The organism is Cupriavidus sp. UGS-1, assembly GCF_021213615.1.
Taxonomy (GTDB): domain Bacteria; phylum Pseudomonadota; class Gammaproteobacteria; order Burkholderiales; family Burkholderiaceae; genus Cupriavidus.
This window is the reverse complement of sequence record NZ_JAJQJF010000005.1, coordinates 306,009-324,852: the sequence shown is the minus strand read 5'-3', so window position 1 is coordinate 324,852 and position 18,844 is coordinate 306,009. Positions and strand designations below refer to the sequence as shown.

The window sequence follows — 18,844 nt, the reverse complement described above, 5'->3', positions numbered from 1 at the left end:
AGCGGGGAGGGCCGCGCAGCGGTCATCCGTTCCATGGCGGCGCGGGCGCCATTGCTGGTAAGCTCGGAGACTCTATCCGCACTCGCCAGACAAGGAATCCGCCGTGTCCGACCGTCCCCTGACCGATACGAACGCCGCTTCCCCGAACGACCACGATCCCTCCGCAACGCCCGACTGCTACGTGCAGACGCTGGCGGTGCAGCCGCCGCTGCAGGTTCCTCCCGGTTTCGCCTCCTTCTCCCAGCCGACCCAGCGCGGCTCCACCGTGGTGTTCCGCAATCTCGCCGAGCTGCGCGCGCATGGCGACGGCGCCACCACCTACTGGCGCTACGGCATCCACGCGACCCCCACCAGCGAGGCGCTGTGCCAGCATCTGGCGATGCTGGAGGGAGCCAACCACGCGCTGTTGCTGCCATCCGGTCTCGGCGCCATCTCGCTGGTCTATTTCGCATTGTTGAAGGCCGGTGACGACGTGCTGGTGCCGTACAACGTCTACGGTCCCAATCGCGAGCACGGCGAATGGCTGGCGCGCGATTTCGGCATCACGGTACGACCCTACGACCCGATGATCGGCGCCGGCATCGCCGAGCTGATCCAGCCCAATACGCGGCTGATCTGGATGGAGGCCCCGGGCTCCGTGACGATGGAGGTGCCCGACAGCGAGGCGATCGTCGCCGCCGCCAAGGCGCGCGGCGTGCTGACCGCGATCGATAACACCTGGTCGGCCGGCATCTATTTCCGACCCTTCGACAAGGGCATCGACCTGTCCGTGCAGGCGCTGACCAAGTACCAGTCCGGCGGCAGCGACGTGCTGATGGGCGCGGTGCTGTGCCGCGACGAGAAGCTCTACCAGCGCATCAAGCGCGTGCGCATGCTGATGGGCTGGGGCGTGTCGGCCGACGACTGCTACCTGGTGCTGCGCTCGCTGCCGAGCATGCCGGTGCGGCTCGCCGCCCATGACCGCGCCGCGCGCGAGGTCGCCGAGTGGCTGGCGCAGCGGCCCGAGGTGGCGAGAGTCCTGCATCCGGCCTTGCCCGACTGCCCCGGCCATGTGTTCTGGCGCCGCGATTTCTCGGGGGCCAGCGGCCTGTTCGCGGTGGTGCTGCGCGCGCGCTATCCGCGCGCCCAGGTCGATGCCTTCGTTGAAGCGCTGCGGCTGTTCTCGATCGGCTGGTCGTGGGGCGGGGCGCACAGCCTGGCCGTGCCATACCACGTGCCCACCATGCGTCCGGCGGGCAGCTGGCCGCCCGCCGGCTGGCAGGATGCCGGAGAGCTGGTGCGGCTCTATATCGGGCTCGAAGATACGCGCGATCTGATCGCGGATCTGAAGGCGGCGATGGAGGCGAAGCTGGTCGGTTGAGCGGGCCTCGTTCCGTTGCAGGGTCCGGAAGCCGGATCACGCCGTGGCGAAGCTGGCTCGCCCCATCCCGTCTGCAACCTAAAGTACGGCACATCTTTTCGTCAGCACGAGGTCCCGTGCAAAGGCATTCTTTGCGGCATCTCAACAACGCTGAACGAAGCAATGGCCAGGGACTACGACGCCGGCTACAAGCTGTTGTTCGCCATGCCGGAAATGATGCGCGACCTCTTGCGCGAATTCATTCGCAGCGACTGGCTTCGCGCGCTGGACTACTCGACGCTGGAACGGGTTTCCGGCAACTACGTCGCCGACAACATGCGGCAGCGTGCCAGCGACATGGTGTGGCGTGTCGATGCCGGCGATCCATGGGGCCACCTGTACGTGCTGCTCGAATTCCAGAGCACCATCGATCGCTACATGGCGCCGCGCATGGCGACCTATACGGCTTTGCTGCACCAGGAGCTTGTTCGCGCGGGCCAGGTGTTGCCGGATCGCAGGGTGCCTGCGGCGCTGTCGATCGTCCTGTATAACGGCGATACGCCATGGAGCGCATGTACGAACATCCGCGATGTCGTTGTGTCGCTGCCCAATGGCTTGGCAGCGTGTCAATTGCACCAGCAACATACGTTGCTGGACATCAACCGATTGAGCGAAGCGCAGTTGCCCGATGACAATCTAGCGTCGCTGCTGTTTCGCATTGAGCGGGCAGCCGATTACGATACTGTCGTGTCGCTGATGATCGAATGCAGGACGCGCTTGCGGCATGAGCCGAAACTCAAGCTGGCGTTCGCCAATACCTTCGCGGCACTGCTGTGCGGCCAACGGGGCAGCGTCCTGACACCCGATCAGGTGTTTCAATTGATGGAGGTCGACATGCAAGTGGTAGGTGCCAATCTACAACGTTTCACCCACAAGCTCCGCGAGGAGGCTCGGCAGGAAGGGGAGGCCCGCATGCTGCAAAAGCAGTTGGCCGAGCGCTTCGGCTCGCTGCACACGTCCGTTGTGCAGCGGATCGAGATCGCGACCCCTGAGGAACTCGAGCGCTGGGGCATTCAGCTTCTGCGCGCGGAAGTGATCGAGGACGTTTTCCGGGCCTGACGCGACGCTGGCCAAGGACCAGCTCGACAACAAGGCGGACCCACCGGTCCGCCTTTCTCGTTTCAGCTTGCGTCTTGCTGCCGCGACGGCACCACGTCAGAAGCTGAACGTCGCGCTGGCCCGCACCGTACGCGGCGCGCCCTGGGTCAGGATGAAGCCGTAGCTGGGCAGCCAGTACTTCTCGTTGGTCAGGTTGTCGACCACCAGCCGGAACACCGCGGGCGTCTTGCCCAGCTTCGTCGAATAGCGGATGCCCGCATCGAAGGTGTGGTACGCGGGCACCCAGTTGCTGTTGTTGGCCTCGAGCGCCATCTTCGACACGTACTGGCCGCCGGCGGTCAGCACCAGGCCCGGCACGGGCGGTACCGCGTACTCGATGTAGGCGGTGGCCTTGAAGGTTGGCGCGCTGTAGGCGCGCTTGCCCAGCACGTCTGGCGAGGCCTCGACATTCTCGGAATCGAGCAGCGTGACGCCGCCCATCAGCGTCCAGTCGCGCGCGAGCTTGCCGCGCGCCGACAGTTCGATGCCGCGATAGCGGGTCTCGCCATCCTGCGTGTAGACGTTGTCGTTGCGAAGGTAGTTCAGGCCGCGCTGGATCTGGAACAGCGCCGCATGGATGGTCCAGTCCTCCAGTTCGGCCTTGGCGCCGATCTCGTACTGGCGGCTCTTGAGCGGGCCGAACACCTCACCCGCGTTGCGCGCGGTCAGCGGCGCGGAGCCACCGGCTTCCAGCGATTCGACATAGCTGCCGTACAGCGTCAGCGGCTGCACCGGCTTGTACATCAGCGCGACGGTCGGCGTCAGCGGCGACTTCTTGTAGGTGCTTGAGATCGTGCCCTCCGGCGTGTAGCCGGTCTGGTCGTAGCGGGTGTAGCGCAGGCCGGCCAGCACCGACCACTGCTCGTTGAACTTGATCGTGTCGCTGAAGAAGACCGACTTCTGCTCGATCTTCGACGCGCGGTACAGCACGTCCGATGACGGTACGCGCGACAGCGGCAGGCCGGTCGGCACGAATTGGCCCGGATCGTACAGGTTGCCGTAGCCGATGATGCCGCCGCCGGCAAAACTGCCCCAGTTCTGCACCAGGCTCTGCCACGACAGGCCGGCGGCGATATCGTGCTCGATGCTGCCGGTGCGGACCTTGCCGGTCGCCATCGTCTGCGCGTGCTGATAGTGGTAGCGCGAATACGAGCTGTACTGGTTCTCGGCGTAGTTGCCGGCGTTGTCCAGCAGCAGGATCGCGCTGTCGGCGTTGCCGCGGTTCTGCTGCGTGAAGCGGTACGAGGTGCGCAGGTTCCAGTCGTCGGCGAAGCCCCAGTTGAGCTCGGTGCCGATGCTCTTGATTTCGGTCTCGTAGTACGTGCCCTTGCTGGCCACGCGTTGGCTGCCGTCGAGCGTGCGAGGCGTGTTGACGAACTCGGTCACCGGCGCGCCGAAGTCCTGGCCGGGGATGATGCCGTAGTAGGCGCCCTTGACGTTGCGCTGCTGGTACAGGCCATCGAGCGACCAGCGCAGGTTGCGGGTCAGCCTGGCGTCCAGCGCCACCGACGCCGAGTCGCGCTTGATATGGCCGCCGTCGACGAAGGTGTCGCCTTCCTCGTGCACGAAGCCGACGCGCGCGCCGAACATGTCGTTGGCGCCGAAGCGGCCGCCGACGTCGATCGACTCGCGCAGCACGCCGTCCGAGACATAGCCGAGCGTCGCGTTGCCGGCGAACTTCGAGGTGGGACGCTTGGTGACGAAGTTGGCGATGCCGCCCGGCGCGCCGAAGCCGTACATGAAGCCGCCCAGGCCCTTGAGCAGCTCGACGCGTTCGAAGTGTTCGAGCGGCACGTCGCTGCCCCAGTTCGGGATCGCGAGGCCGTCGATCTTGTAGCCCTCGAGCAGATCGAGATGCAGCCCGCGGATCGTCAAACCCGCCGACTCGCCGATATAGCCGTCGCCAATCGGCGCAACCGACGGATCGCCGCGGAACACGTCGCCCAGCGTGATCGCCTGGCGGTTCTCGATCAGCTCCTGCGGCACCACTGAGACCGAGAACGGCGTGTCCTGCAGCGGTTTGTCGCCGAGGGCGCCGGTGCTGGCGTCGCGGGCGCGATAGGCGGGCTCGCTGCCGGCGGTGACGTGGACGGTCGGCAGTTCGGCCTGCGCGGTGGCGGTGGGTGCGGCGGCGGGTGTGGCGGCGGGTGCGGCCGGAGCGGAGGCGGTGGGCGTGGCGTTCTGCGCGAGCGCCGGCGTGACGCCGCCGACGGCGACGATCAGGGCCAGCTGGCACGCCAGCGGTGTCAGCGCGGGGCGGCCGCGGCGAGGGTTGGGCATGGCTCGATTTCCTCTTCGGTGTTATGCGAACGTGTTGTGCGAACTTGTTGTGCGAACTTGTTGTGCGAACTTGTTGTGCGAACTTGTTGTGCGAACTTGTTATGCGAACTTGTTATGCGAACTTGTTATGCGAACTTGTTATGCGAACTTGTTATGCGAACGCGCACGGCTCCGCGGACGCCGCGGAGAACCGCATGCGCCTCGGAGCAGTGCAAATCGGGTGGGGGTGTGTCTTGTGGGGCCGGGACGCCGCGGAATGGCGACGATCAGCCCTGGCGCGCCCGGTTGGGCGCGAAGGGAATTACGGCGTGTCGACCACGGGCGGCGCCGACGGCCCGGGATCGCCGCGGCTCGGGCGCGGCGCCCATACCGAGTCCGCCGGGCCGGTGCGGGCGCGGCGCTGCGTGGCGCGCGCCAGCGCGACGAAGCCCACCGCGAACACCAGCGCGCCGATGTCGAAGCCGGCCACGGCCCATTCGCCGTGCTGCACGCTGCGCAGCAGATGGTCGCCGGTCAGGATCGCGTTGGCTACCGGCACCACCAGATAGGCAAGCGCCGCCGCGTACAGCAGCTCGATCGCCGCGCGCACCGGCGGGCGCAGCAGCGCCCAGGCCAGCGCGGCGAAGAACACCGGGAAGTAGACGAACGACGACGGACGCTCGGGCCACAGCAGCGCGCCGGTGAAGGCCACCGCCACGCCGACGCAGCAGCCGATGCAGACGCCGACGGTCGCCTGCGCCAGCAGCCGGTGCGCGCGCGGCTGCTCGGCCTGGCGCGCCTTGCGCCGCGACTCGATCCACAGCAGATTGCCCGAGTAGAACAGGAAGGCCCCGGCCAGCCCGGCGATCAGATAGACCAGCCGCAGGGCCAGGTCGCCGTAGGTGCCGAAATGCAGCGCGAACAGCGCGCTGTACAGGCCGTGGTTCGCGTCGCGGCCGCTGGCGGTCTGGTTGGCGATCACGCGGCCGCTGTCGGGCTGGCCCGCGGCGGCGTGAATGCCGACCGAGCCGAAGTTGCCGAGCGCGCGCTCGCTGTCGCCGCGCACCTCGATCAGCGCATTGGCGTCGCCGACGCGCTGGTAACGCACCGAATTGGGCTTGAAGCCCTCGCCGGCGGTGCGCTGCGCAATGTCGATCAGTTCGCGTGCCGGCATCAGCGGGGCCGGCTTGCCGGCCGCCTGCACCTCGGGCACCGACGACATCGCGGTCGGCAGCGCCGACATCAGCTTGCCGTCGAAGGTCAGCACGTTGAAGGCCATCGCCAGCGTCATCGACACGCAAAACAGCGCGCCGGTAATCGCGATGACCAAGTGGAAGGGCAGGCTGAACAGGCCGATCACGTTGTGCGCGTCCATCCAGAAGCGCTTCAGGTTGCGGCCCGGGCGCACGGCGAACAGGTCCTTCTTCAGCCGCGGCAGGTGCAGCAGCACGCCGGAAACGAGCGCCAGCCCGTACAGCACCGACACCACGCCCATGAAATGCATGCCTACCTGCATCGGCAGGCCCAGCGTGTAGTGCAGCGCGTTCAGGAAGTTCGACAATTCACCGCGCACGCCGTCCAGCGAGGTGTCCTGCGGCGAGGTGCGTCCGGCGCCGAGCTTTTCCTCGTTGGTGGTCTGCCACTCGCCCTTGGCATCCATCCAGTAGGCGGTGGTGTGCGGCTCGCCTTCAGTCGGCAGGCCGATATAGACGCTGGCCGCCGCCTCGGGATGGGCCTTGACCAGCGTGGCGACGAAGCGGTCCAGGTCCTCGGGCGAGGGCTTGGCGGCGGCGTGGGTCTCGCCGCGGATGCGCGCCGGCGACTGCCACTCGTGCAGCTCGTGGTGGAACACCGTGATCGCGCCGGCGAAGAACGCGATGAACAGGGCCCAGCCGGCCATCAGGCCGACCCAGGTATGCAGCGTCTGATAAACGCGCAGCGTTGCAGCCTTCATGGGGGACTCCTTACGCGGCCGCGCCGGGCACGGCCATCAGCCGCCATCCCCACAACGCACCGAAACAGATCAGGTTGGCCGCGCCCAGCCAGAGCCAGGCGGCGCGGCTGCTGGAAAACAGCAGGCTGGTGCTGATGATCGCTACCCATAGCGGCAGGCTGGCGGTCACCGCGCCGATGATGCCGCTCTGCCAGCCGCCCGGCAGCCACAGGATGGCCAGCGTGCAGACCGCCAGCGACAGCGGAAAGCCGAGCAGCGTGCCGGCCAGCCATTTGGTGCCGATGCCGCCGTTCATGCCGTCTCCTCGCCGCCGCGGCGCTTGTGCAGATAACAGCCGAGAAAGGGCCACAGCGACAGGCCGGTGCCGAGCGTGGCCAGCGTCGCGGCGATGGAGGAGGGCCAGCTGTGCTCGGCCGACCAGCCGACCGCACCGGCCGAGGTCAGCACGATGCCGAGCCAAACCATCATCCGGCGTTGGGGAGGCTGGCGCAGCAGCACCTGGTTGGGACCGGCCAGATACAGGCAGGCAGCGCCCGCCAGGCCGAGTAGAGCGGCAAAGAGTTGCATCGCCAATATTTTGTTACCGAATTCAAAACACAAATGGTAATGATTCGTATTTGACGATGCAAGTTATTGATATTGTTTGCAATGTATTGATAGTCGGGTGAGAGGGGCGGCTTGTCCTCTCCCCCAGCCCCTCTCCCGCAAGCGGGAGAGGGGAGCCGGTTGGCGCAGGCGGGGAGTGTTACGGACACGAGATCGGTTCGCCGACACCAACGGCGTTCTCCCTCTCCCGCTTGCGGGAGAGGGTTGGGGAGAGGGCAATGCGGCCTGGGAGAACTACAGACGCCAGGCTGGCCGGCAGCGAAGCCCGCCGAGAAGCGTCAACCCGCGAACAGATTCAACAACCCATCGAGTCCGACATGGTTGAACGCCACGCTGGCCTGCGCGCGTACCACCGGCTTGGCGCGGAAGGCGACCGACAGGCCGGCGATCGCCATCATCTTCAGGTCGTTGGAGCCGTCGCCCATCACGATGGCCTGGCGCGGGTCGGCGCCGATCGCTTCGCAGGTCTCGCGCACGGTGCGGGCCTTGACCTCGGCATTGACGATCTCGCCTTCGACGCGGCCGGTCAGCTTGCCGTCGACGATCTCGAGCGTATTGGCGCGGGTGAAGTCCAGGCCCAGCCGGGCCTTGAGCTTCTCGGTGAAGTGCACGAAGCCGCCCGATACCAGCAGCGTCCGCAGGCCCGCGGCGCGCGCCGCCTGCAGCATCCGCTCCGCGCCCGGCGACAGCCGCAGCCGTTCCTCGTAGACGCGGTCCAGCACGCTGGCGTCGAGACCCTTCAGCAGCGCGACGCGGCGCCGCAGGCTTTCGTTGAAGTCGGTGATCTCGCCGCGCATCGCGGCCTCGGTGATCGCCGAGACCTCGGCCTTCAGCCCGCAGAAATCGGCGATCTCGTCGATACACTCGATCGTGATCAGCGTCGAATCCATGTCCATCGCGACCAGCCGGAAGTCGGACAGCTTCCGGTGCGTCGGCAGCACCGCCCAGTCGAGCCGGCGCGGCTCGCAAAACGCCTCCAGCGCATCGCGCAGCCGGTCGTCGAGCGGCGCGCAGGCCTCGGCGGTGGCGACGGTGTCGCCGCGCAGGCTCAGGCCGGGCGCGTCGGCAAGCGCGCGCAGCGCGTCGATATCCTGGGAGGCGATGGGTTGGAGGCTTTGGACGATCAGGGGCATGGGAAATCAAGTCTTGCGTCGTCCCCGCGAAGGCGGGGACCCAGCGGCTTGTTGAACCGGCAGCGGCCAGGAGGCCGCTGGGCCCCCGCGTGCGCGGGGGGCGACAGGAAAGCGCGGGGCCGACGGTGCCGGGGCAGGGGCGGCGGTGAAAGGACGCTATTGTAATCGTCCCGCGCCTGCCCCTGCGCCATGCCGATCAGCGCTGCGCCATCGTCATGTAGTCGACCGTCAGGTTCGACAGCGCCCGCACGCCATGGATCAGCGCCGGCTCGTCGACGTAGAACTCCGGCGAGTGGTTCGACGGCGCCTTGGTGACATCGGTGCCCTTCGGCGTCACGCCGAGATTGAAGAACAGGCCCGGCACCTTTTCCTGGTAGAACGAGAAGTCCTCTGACGCGGTGGCCTTGGGCGCCAGCATCCAGTTGCCGTCGCCGGCCACGCGCTTGAGCGTTGGCGCCATCTTCTCGGTCAGCGCGGGCTGGTTGACGGTCGCGTTGTACAGCTCGACCACGCGGAAGGTCGCCTCCGCCCCGGTGCTGGCCGCGATCGACTCGGTGGTGCGCTTCATCCGCGCATGGATATCCTTCTTCATGCCTTCGTCGTAGGTCCGGATCGTGCCCATCATCTCGACCTTCTCGGGCACGATGTTCATCCGGTTGCCGCCGTGGATCGTGCCGACCGTAATCACCGACGGCTCCAGCATCGCATTGACCTGCCGGCTCTGGATCGTCTGCAGACCCATCACGATCTGCGACGACACCACGATCGGGTCGATGCCGCCCCACGGGCGCGCGCCATGCGTCTGGCGGCCCTTGACGTCGATCCAGAACTGGTCGGCGGCGGCCATCGCCGGACCGCTGCGCCAGGCCAGCTTGCCCGACTCGATGCCGCTGCTGACATGCAGGCCGAAGATCGCATCGACCTTCGGGTTCTCCAGCACGCCCTCGGCCACCATCTGCTTGGCGCCCCAGATATTGGTGCCGTCCGGCTCGATGTCCGCCGGGCTTTCCTCGGCCGGCTGGAAGATGAACTTGACGGTGCCGGGCAGCTGGTCCTTCATGCCGGCCAGCACCTCGGCGGTCGCCATGAGGATCGCGACGTGGGTGTCGTGGCCGCAGGCGTGCATCACGTCGACCTCCTTGCCGAGGTACTTGCCCTTGGCCTTCGAGGCGAACGGCACGTCGACGCGCTCCTTGACCGGCAGCGCATCCATGTCGGCGCGCAGCGCCACCACCGGTCCCGGCTTGCCGCCCTTGAGCAGGCCCACCACGCCTGTCTTGGCGACGCCGGTCTGGACGTCCATGCCGAGCTTGCGCAGGTGGTCGGCCACCAGCTTCGCGGTGCGCGTCTCGTAGTTGCCGAGCTCCGGATGCTGGTGGATGTCGCGCCGCCAGGCGATCAGCCGGGCCTCGGCCGCCTTGGCGCGCGTCTCGATCTGCGCGTGCAGCGCAGGGTCTCCGGTGCTCGCCTGGCTCTGCGCGGCGGCCGGCGATGCGGTCTGCGCCATTGCCGGCGAAAGCAGGGCCGAGCCGCACAGCAGGCCGGTGGCCGCTGCCAGCGCCGAGAGGGCGGCTGGCAGCGTCAGCAAGCGTTGGGTGCGGGCGGGAGCGGGGGAGCGGCGTGCTGCCATGTCGAGTTCTCCTTTGGTGTCGTTGTGGTTGGTGTTGCGGTGCATGCTGCAACGGGGCCTCTGCGTGCCCTCGTCGATCCGGCCGGACCATGCGCGGCCCGGCCGTTCAGGCCATCGGTGAGGAAGCGCGATGCGCTTCCGGGGACTGGTGTCTTCGGTGTCCTGGCGTTGGACGGGAGCCGTCAGGCCGCGAGGCGAAGGCTGTCGACGACCTTGTGCAGGAAGGCCTCGCATTGCGCGAGCTGCTCCAGCGCGACGAACTCGTCGGCCTTGTGGGCCTGCTGGATGTCGCCGGGGCCGCAGACCACGGCCGGGATGCCGGCGCGCTGGAACAGGCCGCCCTCGGTGGCGTAGGCCACCTTGCTGATCGCGTTGTCGCCGGTCAGCGCGCGCACCAGCTGCGTGATCGCATCGCGCTCGGCGGCGTCGAGCGCCGGTGCCGCGGCGATCCGCGTGATGCTCAGGTCCGCGTCGGCATGCTCGGCGCGCATGCGCGGCAGCAGCACATCGTTGACATAGGCCTCGATGCGCGTGCGGATCGCTTCCGGATCGACGCCCGGCAGGTTGCGGTACTCGAACACGAACTCGCACAGCGCGGGAATCGTGTTCAGCGCGATGCCGCCCTGGATCGTGCCGGTCGACGCGGTGGTGAAGGGCACGTCGAACGCATCGTCGTAGGGCCCCTTGGCGCGGAACTCGTCGGCGAGGTCGCGGATGAAGCAGATCAGCCGCGCCGCGTATTCGATCGCATTGACGCCGCGCGGGGTCAGCGAGGAATGCGCGGCCTGGCCCTTGACGCAGCAGCGATAGGCGTTGATGCCCTTGTGCGCGACGATCACGCGCATGCTGGTCGGCTCGCCGACGATGCAGCCCGCGGGCTGGATGCCGCGCTCGCGCAGGTCGTCGATCAGATAGGGGGCGCCCATGCAGCCGACTTCCTCGTCGAACGACAGCGCGTAGTGCACCGGTTCGCGCAGCCGCGCCTGCAGCAGCGTGGGCAACAGCGCCAGGCTGGTGCCGATGAAGCCCTTCATGTCGCAGGCGCCGCGGCCGTACAGCCGGCCGTCGCGCAGCGCGGGCCGGAACGGATCGGTGCTCCAGTCCTGGCCGTCCACCGGTACCACGTCGGTATGCCCGGACAGCACGATGCCGCGCTGCTCGCTGCCGTCGGCGGCGGGCACGATGACATGCAGATTGGCCTTGTTGCGCTGCGGGTTGTAGCTCAGGTGGGGCTTCAGGCCTTGCGCGACGAAGTGGTCGCGCACCGTTTCGATCAGGCCGAGATTGGACTCGCGGCTGGTGGTGTCGAACTCGATCAGCCGGCGGGTCCAGTCGAGGGCGGAGTGTTCGGGGGCATCGGCGAGGGCGTCGGCGGGGGCAGGGGTATGGGCAGGCATGCGGCAGGATCACGCTGTTGGATGTCCGATCCTACACCCGGATATGTGGTGGGGTCCACTTTGCCCAGTGGGCGGCCCTCTCCCCAACCCTCTCCCGCAAGCGGGAGAGGGGGCCGAACGCGAGCGCTTCAGCTGCGGCCTTCGCTGCAGAACTCCTGCGCCCGATTGCAGGCAGGATGCTTCCCTCTCCCGCCTTGCGGGAGAGGGTGGGGGACAGGGCAACCGCCGCCCGTCATCCCACAGCCCATCATCCGCTCAAGCCAGCTGCCGCAGCGTCTGCTTGATCGTCTGCGCGCGCACCGCCACGTCCGGCATCTTCGCCTCGATGCGCAGCTTGTCCTGGCCGGCCAGCTTGATATGCCGGTTCTTCTGCACCAGGTCGATGATGCGGATCGCGTCGATCGGCGGGTTGGGCACGAACTGCACGCTGATCGAGGCCTCGCCGGCGTCGATCTTGCGCACGCCCAGCGGCACCGCGGCGATGCGCAGCCGGTGCGTCTCGATCAGCGCCTGCGCCTGCGCCGGTGGGCGGCCGAAGCGGTCGACCAGTTCCTCGTGGATGTCGTCGACCTGCTCGGGCCGCTCGCAGTTGGCCAGCCGTTTGTACAGCGACAGCCGCTCGTGCACGTCGGTGCAGTAGTCGTTCGGCAGCAGCGCCGGCGTGCCCAGGTTGATCTCGGTGGTGGCCGCCAGCGGCGCCATCAGGTCCGGCTCCTTGCCGGCCTTCAGCGCCTTGACCGCGGCGTTCAGCATGTCGGTGTACAGCTGGAAGCCGATCTCGTGGATCTCGCCCGACTGCTTGTCGCCCAGCACCTCGCCGGCGCCGCGGATCTCGAGGTCGTGCATCGCCAGGTAGAAGCCCGAGCCCAGTTCCTCCATCTGCTGGATCGCCTCGAGCCGCCGCTGTGCCTGCTTGGTCAAGCCTTCCGGATCGTGCACCAGCAGATAGGCATAGGCCTGGTGATGCGAGCGGCCGACGCGGCCGCGCAGCTGGTGCAGCTGCGCCAGGCCGAACTTGTCGGCGCGGTGGATCAGGATCGTGTTGGCGGACGGCACGTCGATGCCGGTCTCGATGATCGTCGTGCACAGCAGGATATTGGCGCGCCTCGCGACGAAATCGCGCATCACGCGCTCCAGCTCGCGCTCGTGCATCTGTCCGTGCGCGACCGCGATGCGGGCCTCTGGCACCAGCTCGGCCAGCCGCGCGCGCTTGTTCTCGATGGTCTCGACCTCGTTGTGCAGGAAGTAGACCTGGCCGCCACGCTTGAGCTCGCGCAGGATCGCCTCGCGCAGCACGCCGTCTTCCTCGCGCCGCACGAACGTCTTGATCGCCAGCCGCTTCTGCGGCGCGGTGGCGATCACCGAGAAGTCGCGCAGTCCCTCGAGCGCCATGCCGAGCGTGCGCGGGATCGGCGTCGCGGTCAGCGTCAGCACGTCGACCTCGGCGCGCAGCGTCTTCAGCGCCTCCTTCTGGCGCACGCCGAAGCGATGCTCCTCGTCGATGATGACCAGGCCCAGCCGCTGGAAGCGCACGTCGTCGGACAGCAGCTTGTGCGTGCCGATCACGATGTCGACGGTGCCGTCGTTGATCTGCTTGATCGCGGCCTCGACCTCCTTCTTCGTCTTGAAGCGCGACAGCTCGACGATGCGCACCGGCCAGTCGGCGAAGCGGTCCGACAGCGTCTGGAAATGCTGCTCGGCCAGCAGCGTGGTCGGCGCCAGCATCGCGACCTGCTTGCCGCCCATCACCGCGACGAAGGCCGCGCGCAGCGCCACCTCGGTCTTGCCGAAGCCGACGTCGCCGCAGACCAGCCGGTCCATCGGCTTGCCCGAGGTCATGTCGGCGATCACCGCCGCGATCGCCGCGGCCTGGTCCGGCGTCTCCTCGAAGCCGAAGCTCTCGGCGAAGGTCTCGTAGTCCTTCGGCGACAGCGCGAACGCATGGCCCTCGCGCAGCGCGCGGCGCGCGTACAGGTTCAGCAGCTCGGCGGCGGTATCGCGGATCTGCTGCGCGGCGCGGCGCTTGGCGCGTTCCCACTGGCCCGAGCCCAGCGAATGCAGCGGCGCGGTCTCCGGATCGGCGCCCGAATAGCGCGAGATCACATGCAGCTGGTGGACCGGCACATACAGCTTGCTGCCCTTGTCGTAGTCCAGATGCAGGAATTCCTCGTCGCCCTGGCCCATGTCCAGCGTGACCAGGCCCTGGTAGCGGCCGATGCCGTGCTCGCTGTGCACGACCGGATCGCCGATCTTCAGCTCGGCCAGGTCGCGCACCATCGCGTCGACGCTGCTGGCCTGCTCCTGCTTGCGGCGGCCGGCGCGGCGCGCGGTATTCGCATAGAGCTCGGCCTCGGTGACGAAGGCGAGATCGGGATGGCCGTCGGCACCGGGCAGCACGAAGCCGCTCTGCAGCGGTGCCACCGCGATCGCGAACGTCGCGTCGCTGGCGAGGAAGGCCGCGCAGTCCTCGACCGGGTGCGGACGCAGGCCGCTGTCGGCGAACAGCTGCAGCAGCGTCTCGCGGCGGCCCGCCGAGTCGGCGCACATCAGCACGCGTGCCTGCTTGCGCAGCAGCAGCGCCTCCAGATTGACCAGCGGGTCCTCGGCGCGACGATTGACCGAGACGTCGGGCAGCGCGGCCGACAGCGGCGCAGCATCGGCGCCGGCCGGGCCCTGCTGCAGCACCAGCCGCGCCAGCGGCTTGGCGGCGGTAAAGAACTGCTCCTCGTTCAGGAACAGCTGCGCGGGCGGCAGCAGCGGACGTTCGCGGTCGTGCCGCATGAAGTCGTAGCGCTGCTGCGTATCGGTCCAGAAGCGGCGGATCGCGTCGTCAATCGCGCCGACATAGGCCAGCTGCGTGCCGGCCGGCAGGTAGTCGAACAGCGTCGCGGCCGACTCGAAGAACAGCGGCAGGTAGTACTCGATGCCGGCCGACGGCACGCCGTTGCCGATGTCCTTGTAGATCGGCGACTTGCTCGGGTCGCCCTCGAACACCTCGCGCCAGCGGCCGCGGAACGCGGTGCGCGCGGCCTCGTCCAGCGGAAACTCGCGGCCGGGCAGCAGGCGCACCTCCTTGACCGGATACAGGCTGCGCTGCGTGTCCGGATCGAACGCGCGGATCGTCTCGATCTCGTCGCCGAACAGGTCGATCCGGTAGGGCAGCGCCGAGCCCATCGGGAACAGGTCGATCAGGCCGCCGCGCACGCTGTATTCGCCGGGCCGCATCACCGCGCTGACGTGTTCGTAGCCGGCCAGCGTGAACTGCGCCTTCAGCGCGGCCTCGTCGAGCCGTTCGCCCTGCTTGAAGAAGAACGTGTAGGCGGCCAGGAAGGCGGGCGGCGCGAGCCGGTACAGCGCGGTCTGCGCGGGCACCAGCATCACGTCGCACTGGCCCGTCTGGATATCGTGCAGCGTCGCCAGGCGTTCGGACACCAGGTCCTGGTGCGGCGAGAAACTGTCGTAAGGCAGCGTCTCCCAGTCGGGCAGCACGCGCACGCGCAGCTCCGGCGCGAACCACGGGATCTCGTCGGCCAGCCGCTGCGCGTCGACCGCGTTGGCGCAGATCACCGCCAGCATCGGCATCTGCCCCTTGTCGTGATGCGCGCGGGCATAGGCGGCCAGCGCCAGCGCATCGGCCGAGCCGTGCAGGCCGGCGATCTGGTGGCGCTGGCCCGCCTTGATCAGCGGTAGCTGAGTGGAAACGGGAAGCGCGGAAAGCGAGTTGGCGTCGGACATAAAAGCGGTTCGGATCAAACGACGACGCCCCGCCGGCAGCGCGGGCGGGGGTGTCGAGAAGAGGGTCGTATTATAGAATGCGCAGCGCCCGGCCATCGGGTGCCGCTTTGATGCGGCCTTCGGTGGCGCAGTCGGTGCCGCAGTCGGTGGCCCAATTGGTGCCGCCCCATTCCGTTATCCGCGTTATCCGCCTTGTTCCGCCAGTCCGCCGCATGTCCGAACGACGATTTGCCCTGATTCCCTGTGCCGGCAGCGGCAGCCGTGCGGGCGCGGGCCTGCCCAAGCAATATCGCGAGCTGGCCGGCCATCCGATGATCTGGTACGCGCTGGCCGCGTTCTCGGCGTGCGAGTCGATCAGCGCCACCGCGCTGGTGCTGGCGCCCGACGACCTGCCGCTGGAGGCGCGCTTCGGCTCGGCGGCCTTTGCCGGATTGCGCTTCGATACGGCCTTCGTCGGCGGCCAGTCGCGCCATGAATCGGTGCTGAACGGGCTGCGGCATCTGGTCCAGCTGGGCGCGGAGGATCAGGACTGGGTGCTGGTCCACGACGCCGCCCGCCCCGGGCTGACGCCGCTGATGATCGATACGCTGATCCGCGCGGTCGAAGGGGACGATGGCGATGGGCCCGACGCGGCGATCGGCGGCATCCTGGCGGTGCCGGTACCCGACACGCTCAAGCGTGCCGAGGCGGAACCGCTGCATCCCTCGCAGCCGTCCCGCATCGGCGGCACGGTGCCGCGCGAAGGGTTGTGGCAGGCGCAGACCCCGCAGATGTTCCGCGTCGGCGTTCTGCGCCAGGCGCTGGAAGACGCGCTTGCCAACGGCGCGGTCGTGACCGACGAGGCCAGCGCGATCGAGCGGCTCGGCCTGAAGCCACGGCTGGTCAACGGCTCGCTGCGCAATTTCAAGGTGACCTATCCCGAGGACTTCGCGCTGGCTGAAGTCCTGCTCGGCGGCTCGTCCGCCGCCGCTTCTTCTGGTTATTCTGGAGACCGATCGCGATGATGCCCTTCGATATCCGCGTGGGACAAGGCTACGACGTGCACGCGCTGGTGCCGGGCCGCAAGCTGGTGCTCGGCGGCGTGGAGATTCCTCACGACCGCGGCCTGCTCGGCCATTCCGATGCCGATGCCTTGCTGCACGCGATCACCGACGCCTTGTTCGGTGCCGCGGGCCTGGGCGATATCGGCAGGCATTTCCCCGATACCGATCCCGCCTTTGCCGGCGCCGACAGCCGCGCGCTGCTGCGCGAGGCGGTGCGACGGGTGCGCGAGGCCGGCTATGAGGTCGGCAATGTCGATGCGACGGTGATCGCGCAGGCGCCGAAGCTGGCGCCGCATATTGGCGCGATGGTGGCCAATCTGGCCGAGGATCTGGGCATCGCGGCCGGCCGCTGCAACGTCAAGGCCAAGACCAACGAGAAGCTGGGCTTCGAAGGGCGCCAGGAGGGAATCGTCGCGCAGGCGGTGGTGCTGCTGTGGCGCGGCGCGATCGTCGCGCCGCAGGACTGAGCGCCGGCGCGTCGAGAGCGCGTCGAGAGCGCGGCGTCGTGGTTTCGGCGCGATGCGTGCCGCTACAGGCCCGGCTGCGGCGCGTCGGCTTCCTTCGGCTCGATCGCGTAGACGTAGTCGACCAACCGTTCCAGCGGCCCCGAACGCGCCCCGGCCTCGGTCCGCTTGACGAAGCCCATCTGCTGGCACAGGCGGTTGGCGGCACCCATTTCCGGCATCGTGCGCACCACCAGCGCCTGCGCGCCGATATCGCGCGCACGCTCGATGCAGATCTGCATCAGCGTCCGCCCGAGCCCCAGCCCGCGTGCCTGCGGGCTGACTGACAGCAGCCGCGCCTCGGGCAGGGCCAGTGTCACCGTGCTGCCGTCCAGCGCCTGCAGCGTCGCGCCCGGATGGCAGAACAGCACCGCGCCGCTGATGCCGTGATCGGCCTCGGCGACCCACCATTCCATGTCGGACGTTTTGGTCGCGAGCACCGAACGCATGCCCTGCTGGAACGACGCGCGGCAGTCTTCCATGATCTCGAGCTCGTACTGCGCATACGCTTCCTGCGTGACCGCGGCGATCTGGCCCCAGTCCGAAGCGGTGGCGAGGCGATAGTGGAAATGCGGCGAGGAGGGCGAGGGCAGTTGGCTCATGGACGGTCCGCGAAGCAGAATCTGCCTCGATTGTAGGCCGGACCGTGCACAAATGCAGTCGGAGAAATGCGGACGCGCGGTGGCGTCGGCGCGCCGGAAATGACGATGGCCGCGCGGGGCGGCCATCGATCATCCGGGATGCCCGCGTGCGCGGTACCCGGTCAGGACTCGCGGTCCGACCTTACTCGGCTGCGATCACGTTCGCCGCGGCGGTGATCACGGCCGCGATCCGGCCGACATCGCGCAACTGCTGCGAGGTCATGCCTTGCTCGTTCTTCAGCAGCTCGTAGTGCGAGCGGATGCAGAAATGGCACTTGCCGACGATCGACGCGGCCAGCGCGTACATCTCGAAGCGGCGCTTGTCGACGCCGCCGTGGGTCGCATACGCGTTCATGCGCAGTCCCGCGGGCTGGCTGGCCAGATCGGGATCGGCCGCCATCTCGACATACGGATACCAGACATTGTTCATGCCCATCAGCGCGGCCGCGGTCAGCGCGCCGTTCAGCTCTTCGGGCGACAGCACGCCGGCGTTGCGGATCGCGTCGACGATGATCTTGCTCTTGGCGGCGAAGGCGGCGGCCAGCGCCACGCCCACGGCATCGTTACCCTCCAGCGAGGAGCGTGCGATGGTGCCGTCCAGGTTCAGGCGAATGTCCTTCGCATAGTCGGGAATGAGATTCTTGATCGTGGTAAGGAATTCCATCAAATTCTCCTATCGCTTTGGGCGGAAAAAACCCGCGTCAGCGGGTTTCGGTGCGCACTGGGGCGCGGTTGCCGGCGGCGGGGCCGCCGGCAACATCGACGTCGCGCGAATTACAGCGTCGCGCCGCCGACCGCGCGGTTGCACGGGCACAGCTCGTCGGTCTGCAGGCCGTCCAGAATGCGCAGCACTTCTTCCGGGTTACGGCCGACGTTCAGGTTGTTGACCGACACGTGCTGGATCGTGTTGTCCGGGTCGACGATGAAGGTGGCGCGCAGCGCAACGCCGGCTTCCTTCTCGCGCACGCCCAGCTGGTCGACCAGCGAGCCGGTGGTATCGGCGAACTGCCACGAGTTCAGCTTGTTCAGGTCCTTGTGTTCACGGCGCCATGCCAGCTTGACGAACTCGTTGTCGGTCGAGCCGCCCAGCACGACAGCGTCGCGATCGGCGAAGTCCTGGTTCAGCTTGGCGAAGGCCACGATCTCGGTCGGGCACACGAAGGTGAAGTCCTTCGGGTAGAAGTAGATGATTTTCCACTTGCCTTCGAACGACTTTTCGGTGATGTCTTCAAAGGCCGACTGGCCGTTTTCTTCGTGGGCGTTGAAACCCGGCTTGACACCGACGACGTGGAACGGTTCGAGCTTGTCACCAACGGTCTTCATGGACTTCTCCTGGATACGGTTGAACAGACGCCAGCGCGGCATGACAAACGACCATCGTCGAAGACGACTTTCTCGGGTCCTTGCGCACGCCGCGCAACGAATGGGAAGTATGCAGCATCCTGC

General features: G+C 67.8%; 15 protein-coding genes. 4 read left to right on the top strand and 11 right to left on the bottom strand.

Annotation, left to right across the window (positions count from 1 at the left end):
• The first annotated feature begins 118 nt into the window (after nucleotides 1–118).
• Nucleotides 119–1,360 carry a cystathionine beta-lyase gene (locus LRR16_RS09865; protein ID WP_255674092.1) on the top strand — a complete coding sequence of 414 codons (1,242 nt, stop codon included), beginning with the start codon at nucleotides 119–121 and terminating at the stop codon, nucleotides 1,358–1,360.
• A gap of 162 nt (nucleotides 1,361–1,522) precedes the next feature.
• Nucleotides 1,523–2,458, top strand: coding sequence for an Rpn family recombination-promoting nuclease/putative transposase (locus LRR16_RS09860; protein ID WP_232205740.1), 936 nt, complete (start codon nucleotides 1,523–1,525; stop codon nucleotides 2,456–2,458).
• A 96-nt stretch (nucleotides 2,459–2,554) separates the two neighbouring features.
• Here the strand turns inward: LRR16_RS09860 and LRR16_RS09855 are convergent, their stop codons facing one another.
• The 8 genes from LRR16_RS09855 to mfd all read right to left on the bottom strand — a co-directional run bounded on the left by LRR16_RS09855 (nucleotide 2,555) and on the right by mfd (nucleotide 15,307).
• Complete coding sequence (locus tag LRR16_RS09855; RefSeq protein WP_232205739.1) at nucleotides 2,555–4,777, bottom strand: TonB-dependent siderophore receptor; 2,223 nt, start codon at nucleotides 4,775–4,777, stop codon at nucleotides 2,555–2,557.
• A 301-nt stretch (nucleotides 4,778–5,078) separates the two neighbouring features.
• Nucleotides 5,079–6,710, bottom strand: coding sequence for a PepSY domain-containing protein (locus LRR16_RS09850; protein WP_232205738.1), 1,632 nt, complete (start codon nucleotides 6,708–6,710; stop codon nucleotides 5,079–5,081).
• 10 nt (nucleotides 6,711–6,720) lie between these two features.
• Nucleotides 6,721–7,005, bottom strand: coding sequence for a hypothetical protein (locus LRR16_RS09845; protein WP_006576342.1), 285 nt, complete (start codon nucleotides 7,003–7,005; stop codon nucleotides 6,721–6,723).
• Nucleotides 7,002–7,277 (bottom strand): hypothetical protein, encoded by a 276-nt coding sequence (locus LRR16_RS09840; protein ID WP_232205737.1) that lies wholly within the window; start codon nucleotides 7,275–7,277, stop codon nucleotides 7,002–7,004. The genes LRR16_RS09845 and LRR16_RS09840 overlap by 4 nt, the downstream gene beginning before the upstream one ends.
• A gap of 317 nt (nucleotides 7,278–7,594) precedes the next feature.
• Nucleotides 7,595–8,449, bottom strand: coding sequence for a phosphoserine phosphatase SerB (serB, locus tag LRR16_RS09835; protein ID WP_232205736.1), 855 nt, complete (start codon nucleotides 8,447–8,449; stop codon nucleotides 7,595–7,597).
• Nucleotides 8,450–8,645: 196 nt separating this feature from the next.
• Nucleotides 8,646–10,079: an amidohydrolase gene (locus LRR16_RS09830; protein ID WP_232205735.1), complete on the bottom strand. Its 1,434-nt coding sequence runs from the start codon at nucleotides 10,077–10,079 to the stop codon at nucleotides 8,646–8,648.
• A 182-nt stretch (nucleotides 10,080–10,261) separates the two neighbouring features.
• Nucleotides 10,262–11,476, bottom strand: a complete 1,215-nt coding sequence (gene argE, locus LRR16_RS09825) for an acetylornithine deacetylase (protein WP_232205734.1) — start codon at nucleotides 11,474–11,476, stop codon at nucleotides 10,262–10,264.
• A gap of 255 nt (nucleotides 11,477–11,731) precedes the next feature.
• A complete protein-coding gene (gene mfd, locus LRR16_RS09820) occupies nucleotides 11,732–15,307 on the bottom strand; it encodes a transcription-repair coupling factor (protein ID WP_156526377.1) in 3,576 nt (1,191 codons plus the stop codon).
• Nucleotides 15,308–15,423: 116 nt separating this feature from the next.
• Between mfd and ispD the strand changes: the two genes are divergently transcribed.
• Both ispD and ispF read left to right on the top strand, forming a co-directional pair.
• Nucleotides 15,424–16,215 carry a 2-C-methyl-D-erythritol 4-phosphate cytidylyltransferase gene (gene ispD / locus LRR16_RS09815; RefSeq protein ID WP_064573346.1) on the top strand — a complete coding sequence of 264 codons (792 nt, stop codon included), beginning with the start codon at nucleotides 15,424–15,426 and terminating at the stop codon, nucleotides 16,213–16,215.
• Complete coding sequence (ispF, locus tag LRR16_RS09810) at nucleotides 16,212–16,721, top strand: 2-C-methyl-D-erythritol 2,4-cyclodiphosphate synthase (RefSeq protein ID WP_006576348.1); 510 nt, start codon at nucleotides 16,212–16,214, stop codon at nucleotides 16,719–16,721. The genes ispD and ispF overlap by 4 nt, the downstream gene beginning before the upstream one ends.
• A gap of 62 nt (nucleotides 16,722–16,783) precedes the next feature.
• Here ispF and LRR16_RS09805 read toward each other — a convergent pair whose 3' ends face one another.
• The 3 genes from LRR16_RS09805 to LRR16_RS09795 form a co-directional block, all read right to left on the bottom strand.
• On the bottom strand, nucleotides 16,784–17,359 hold the full coding sequence (locus LRR16_RS09805) for a GNAT family N-acetyltransferase (protein WP_064573347.1): 576 nt from the start codon (nucleotides 17,357–17,359) through the stop codon (nucleotides 16,784–16,786).
• Nucleotides 17,360–17,540: 181 nt separating this feature from the next.
• Entirely contained in the window at nucleotides 17,541–18,062 is a 522-nt protein-coding gene (locus tag LRR16_RS09800; protein ID WP_064573348.1) for a carboxymuconolactone decarboxylase family protein, read from the bottom strand.
• 110 nt (nucleotides 18,063–18,172) lie between these two features.
• On the bottom strand, nucleotides 18,173–18,721 hold the full coding sequence (locus LRR16_RS09795) for a peroxiredoxin (protein WP_006576350.1): 549 nt from the start codon (nucleotides 18,719–18,721) through the stop codon (nucleotides 18,173–18,175).
• Between the last annotated feature and the right edge of the window lie 123 nt (nucleotides 18,722–18,844).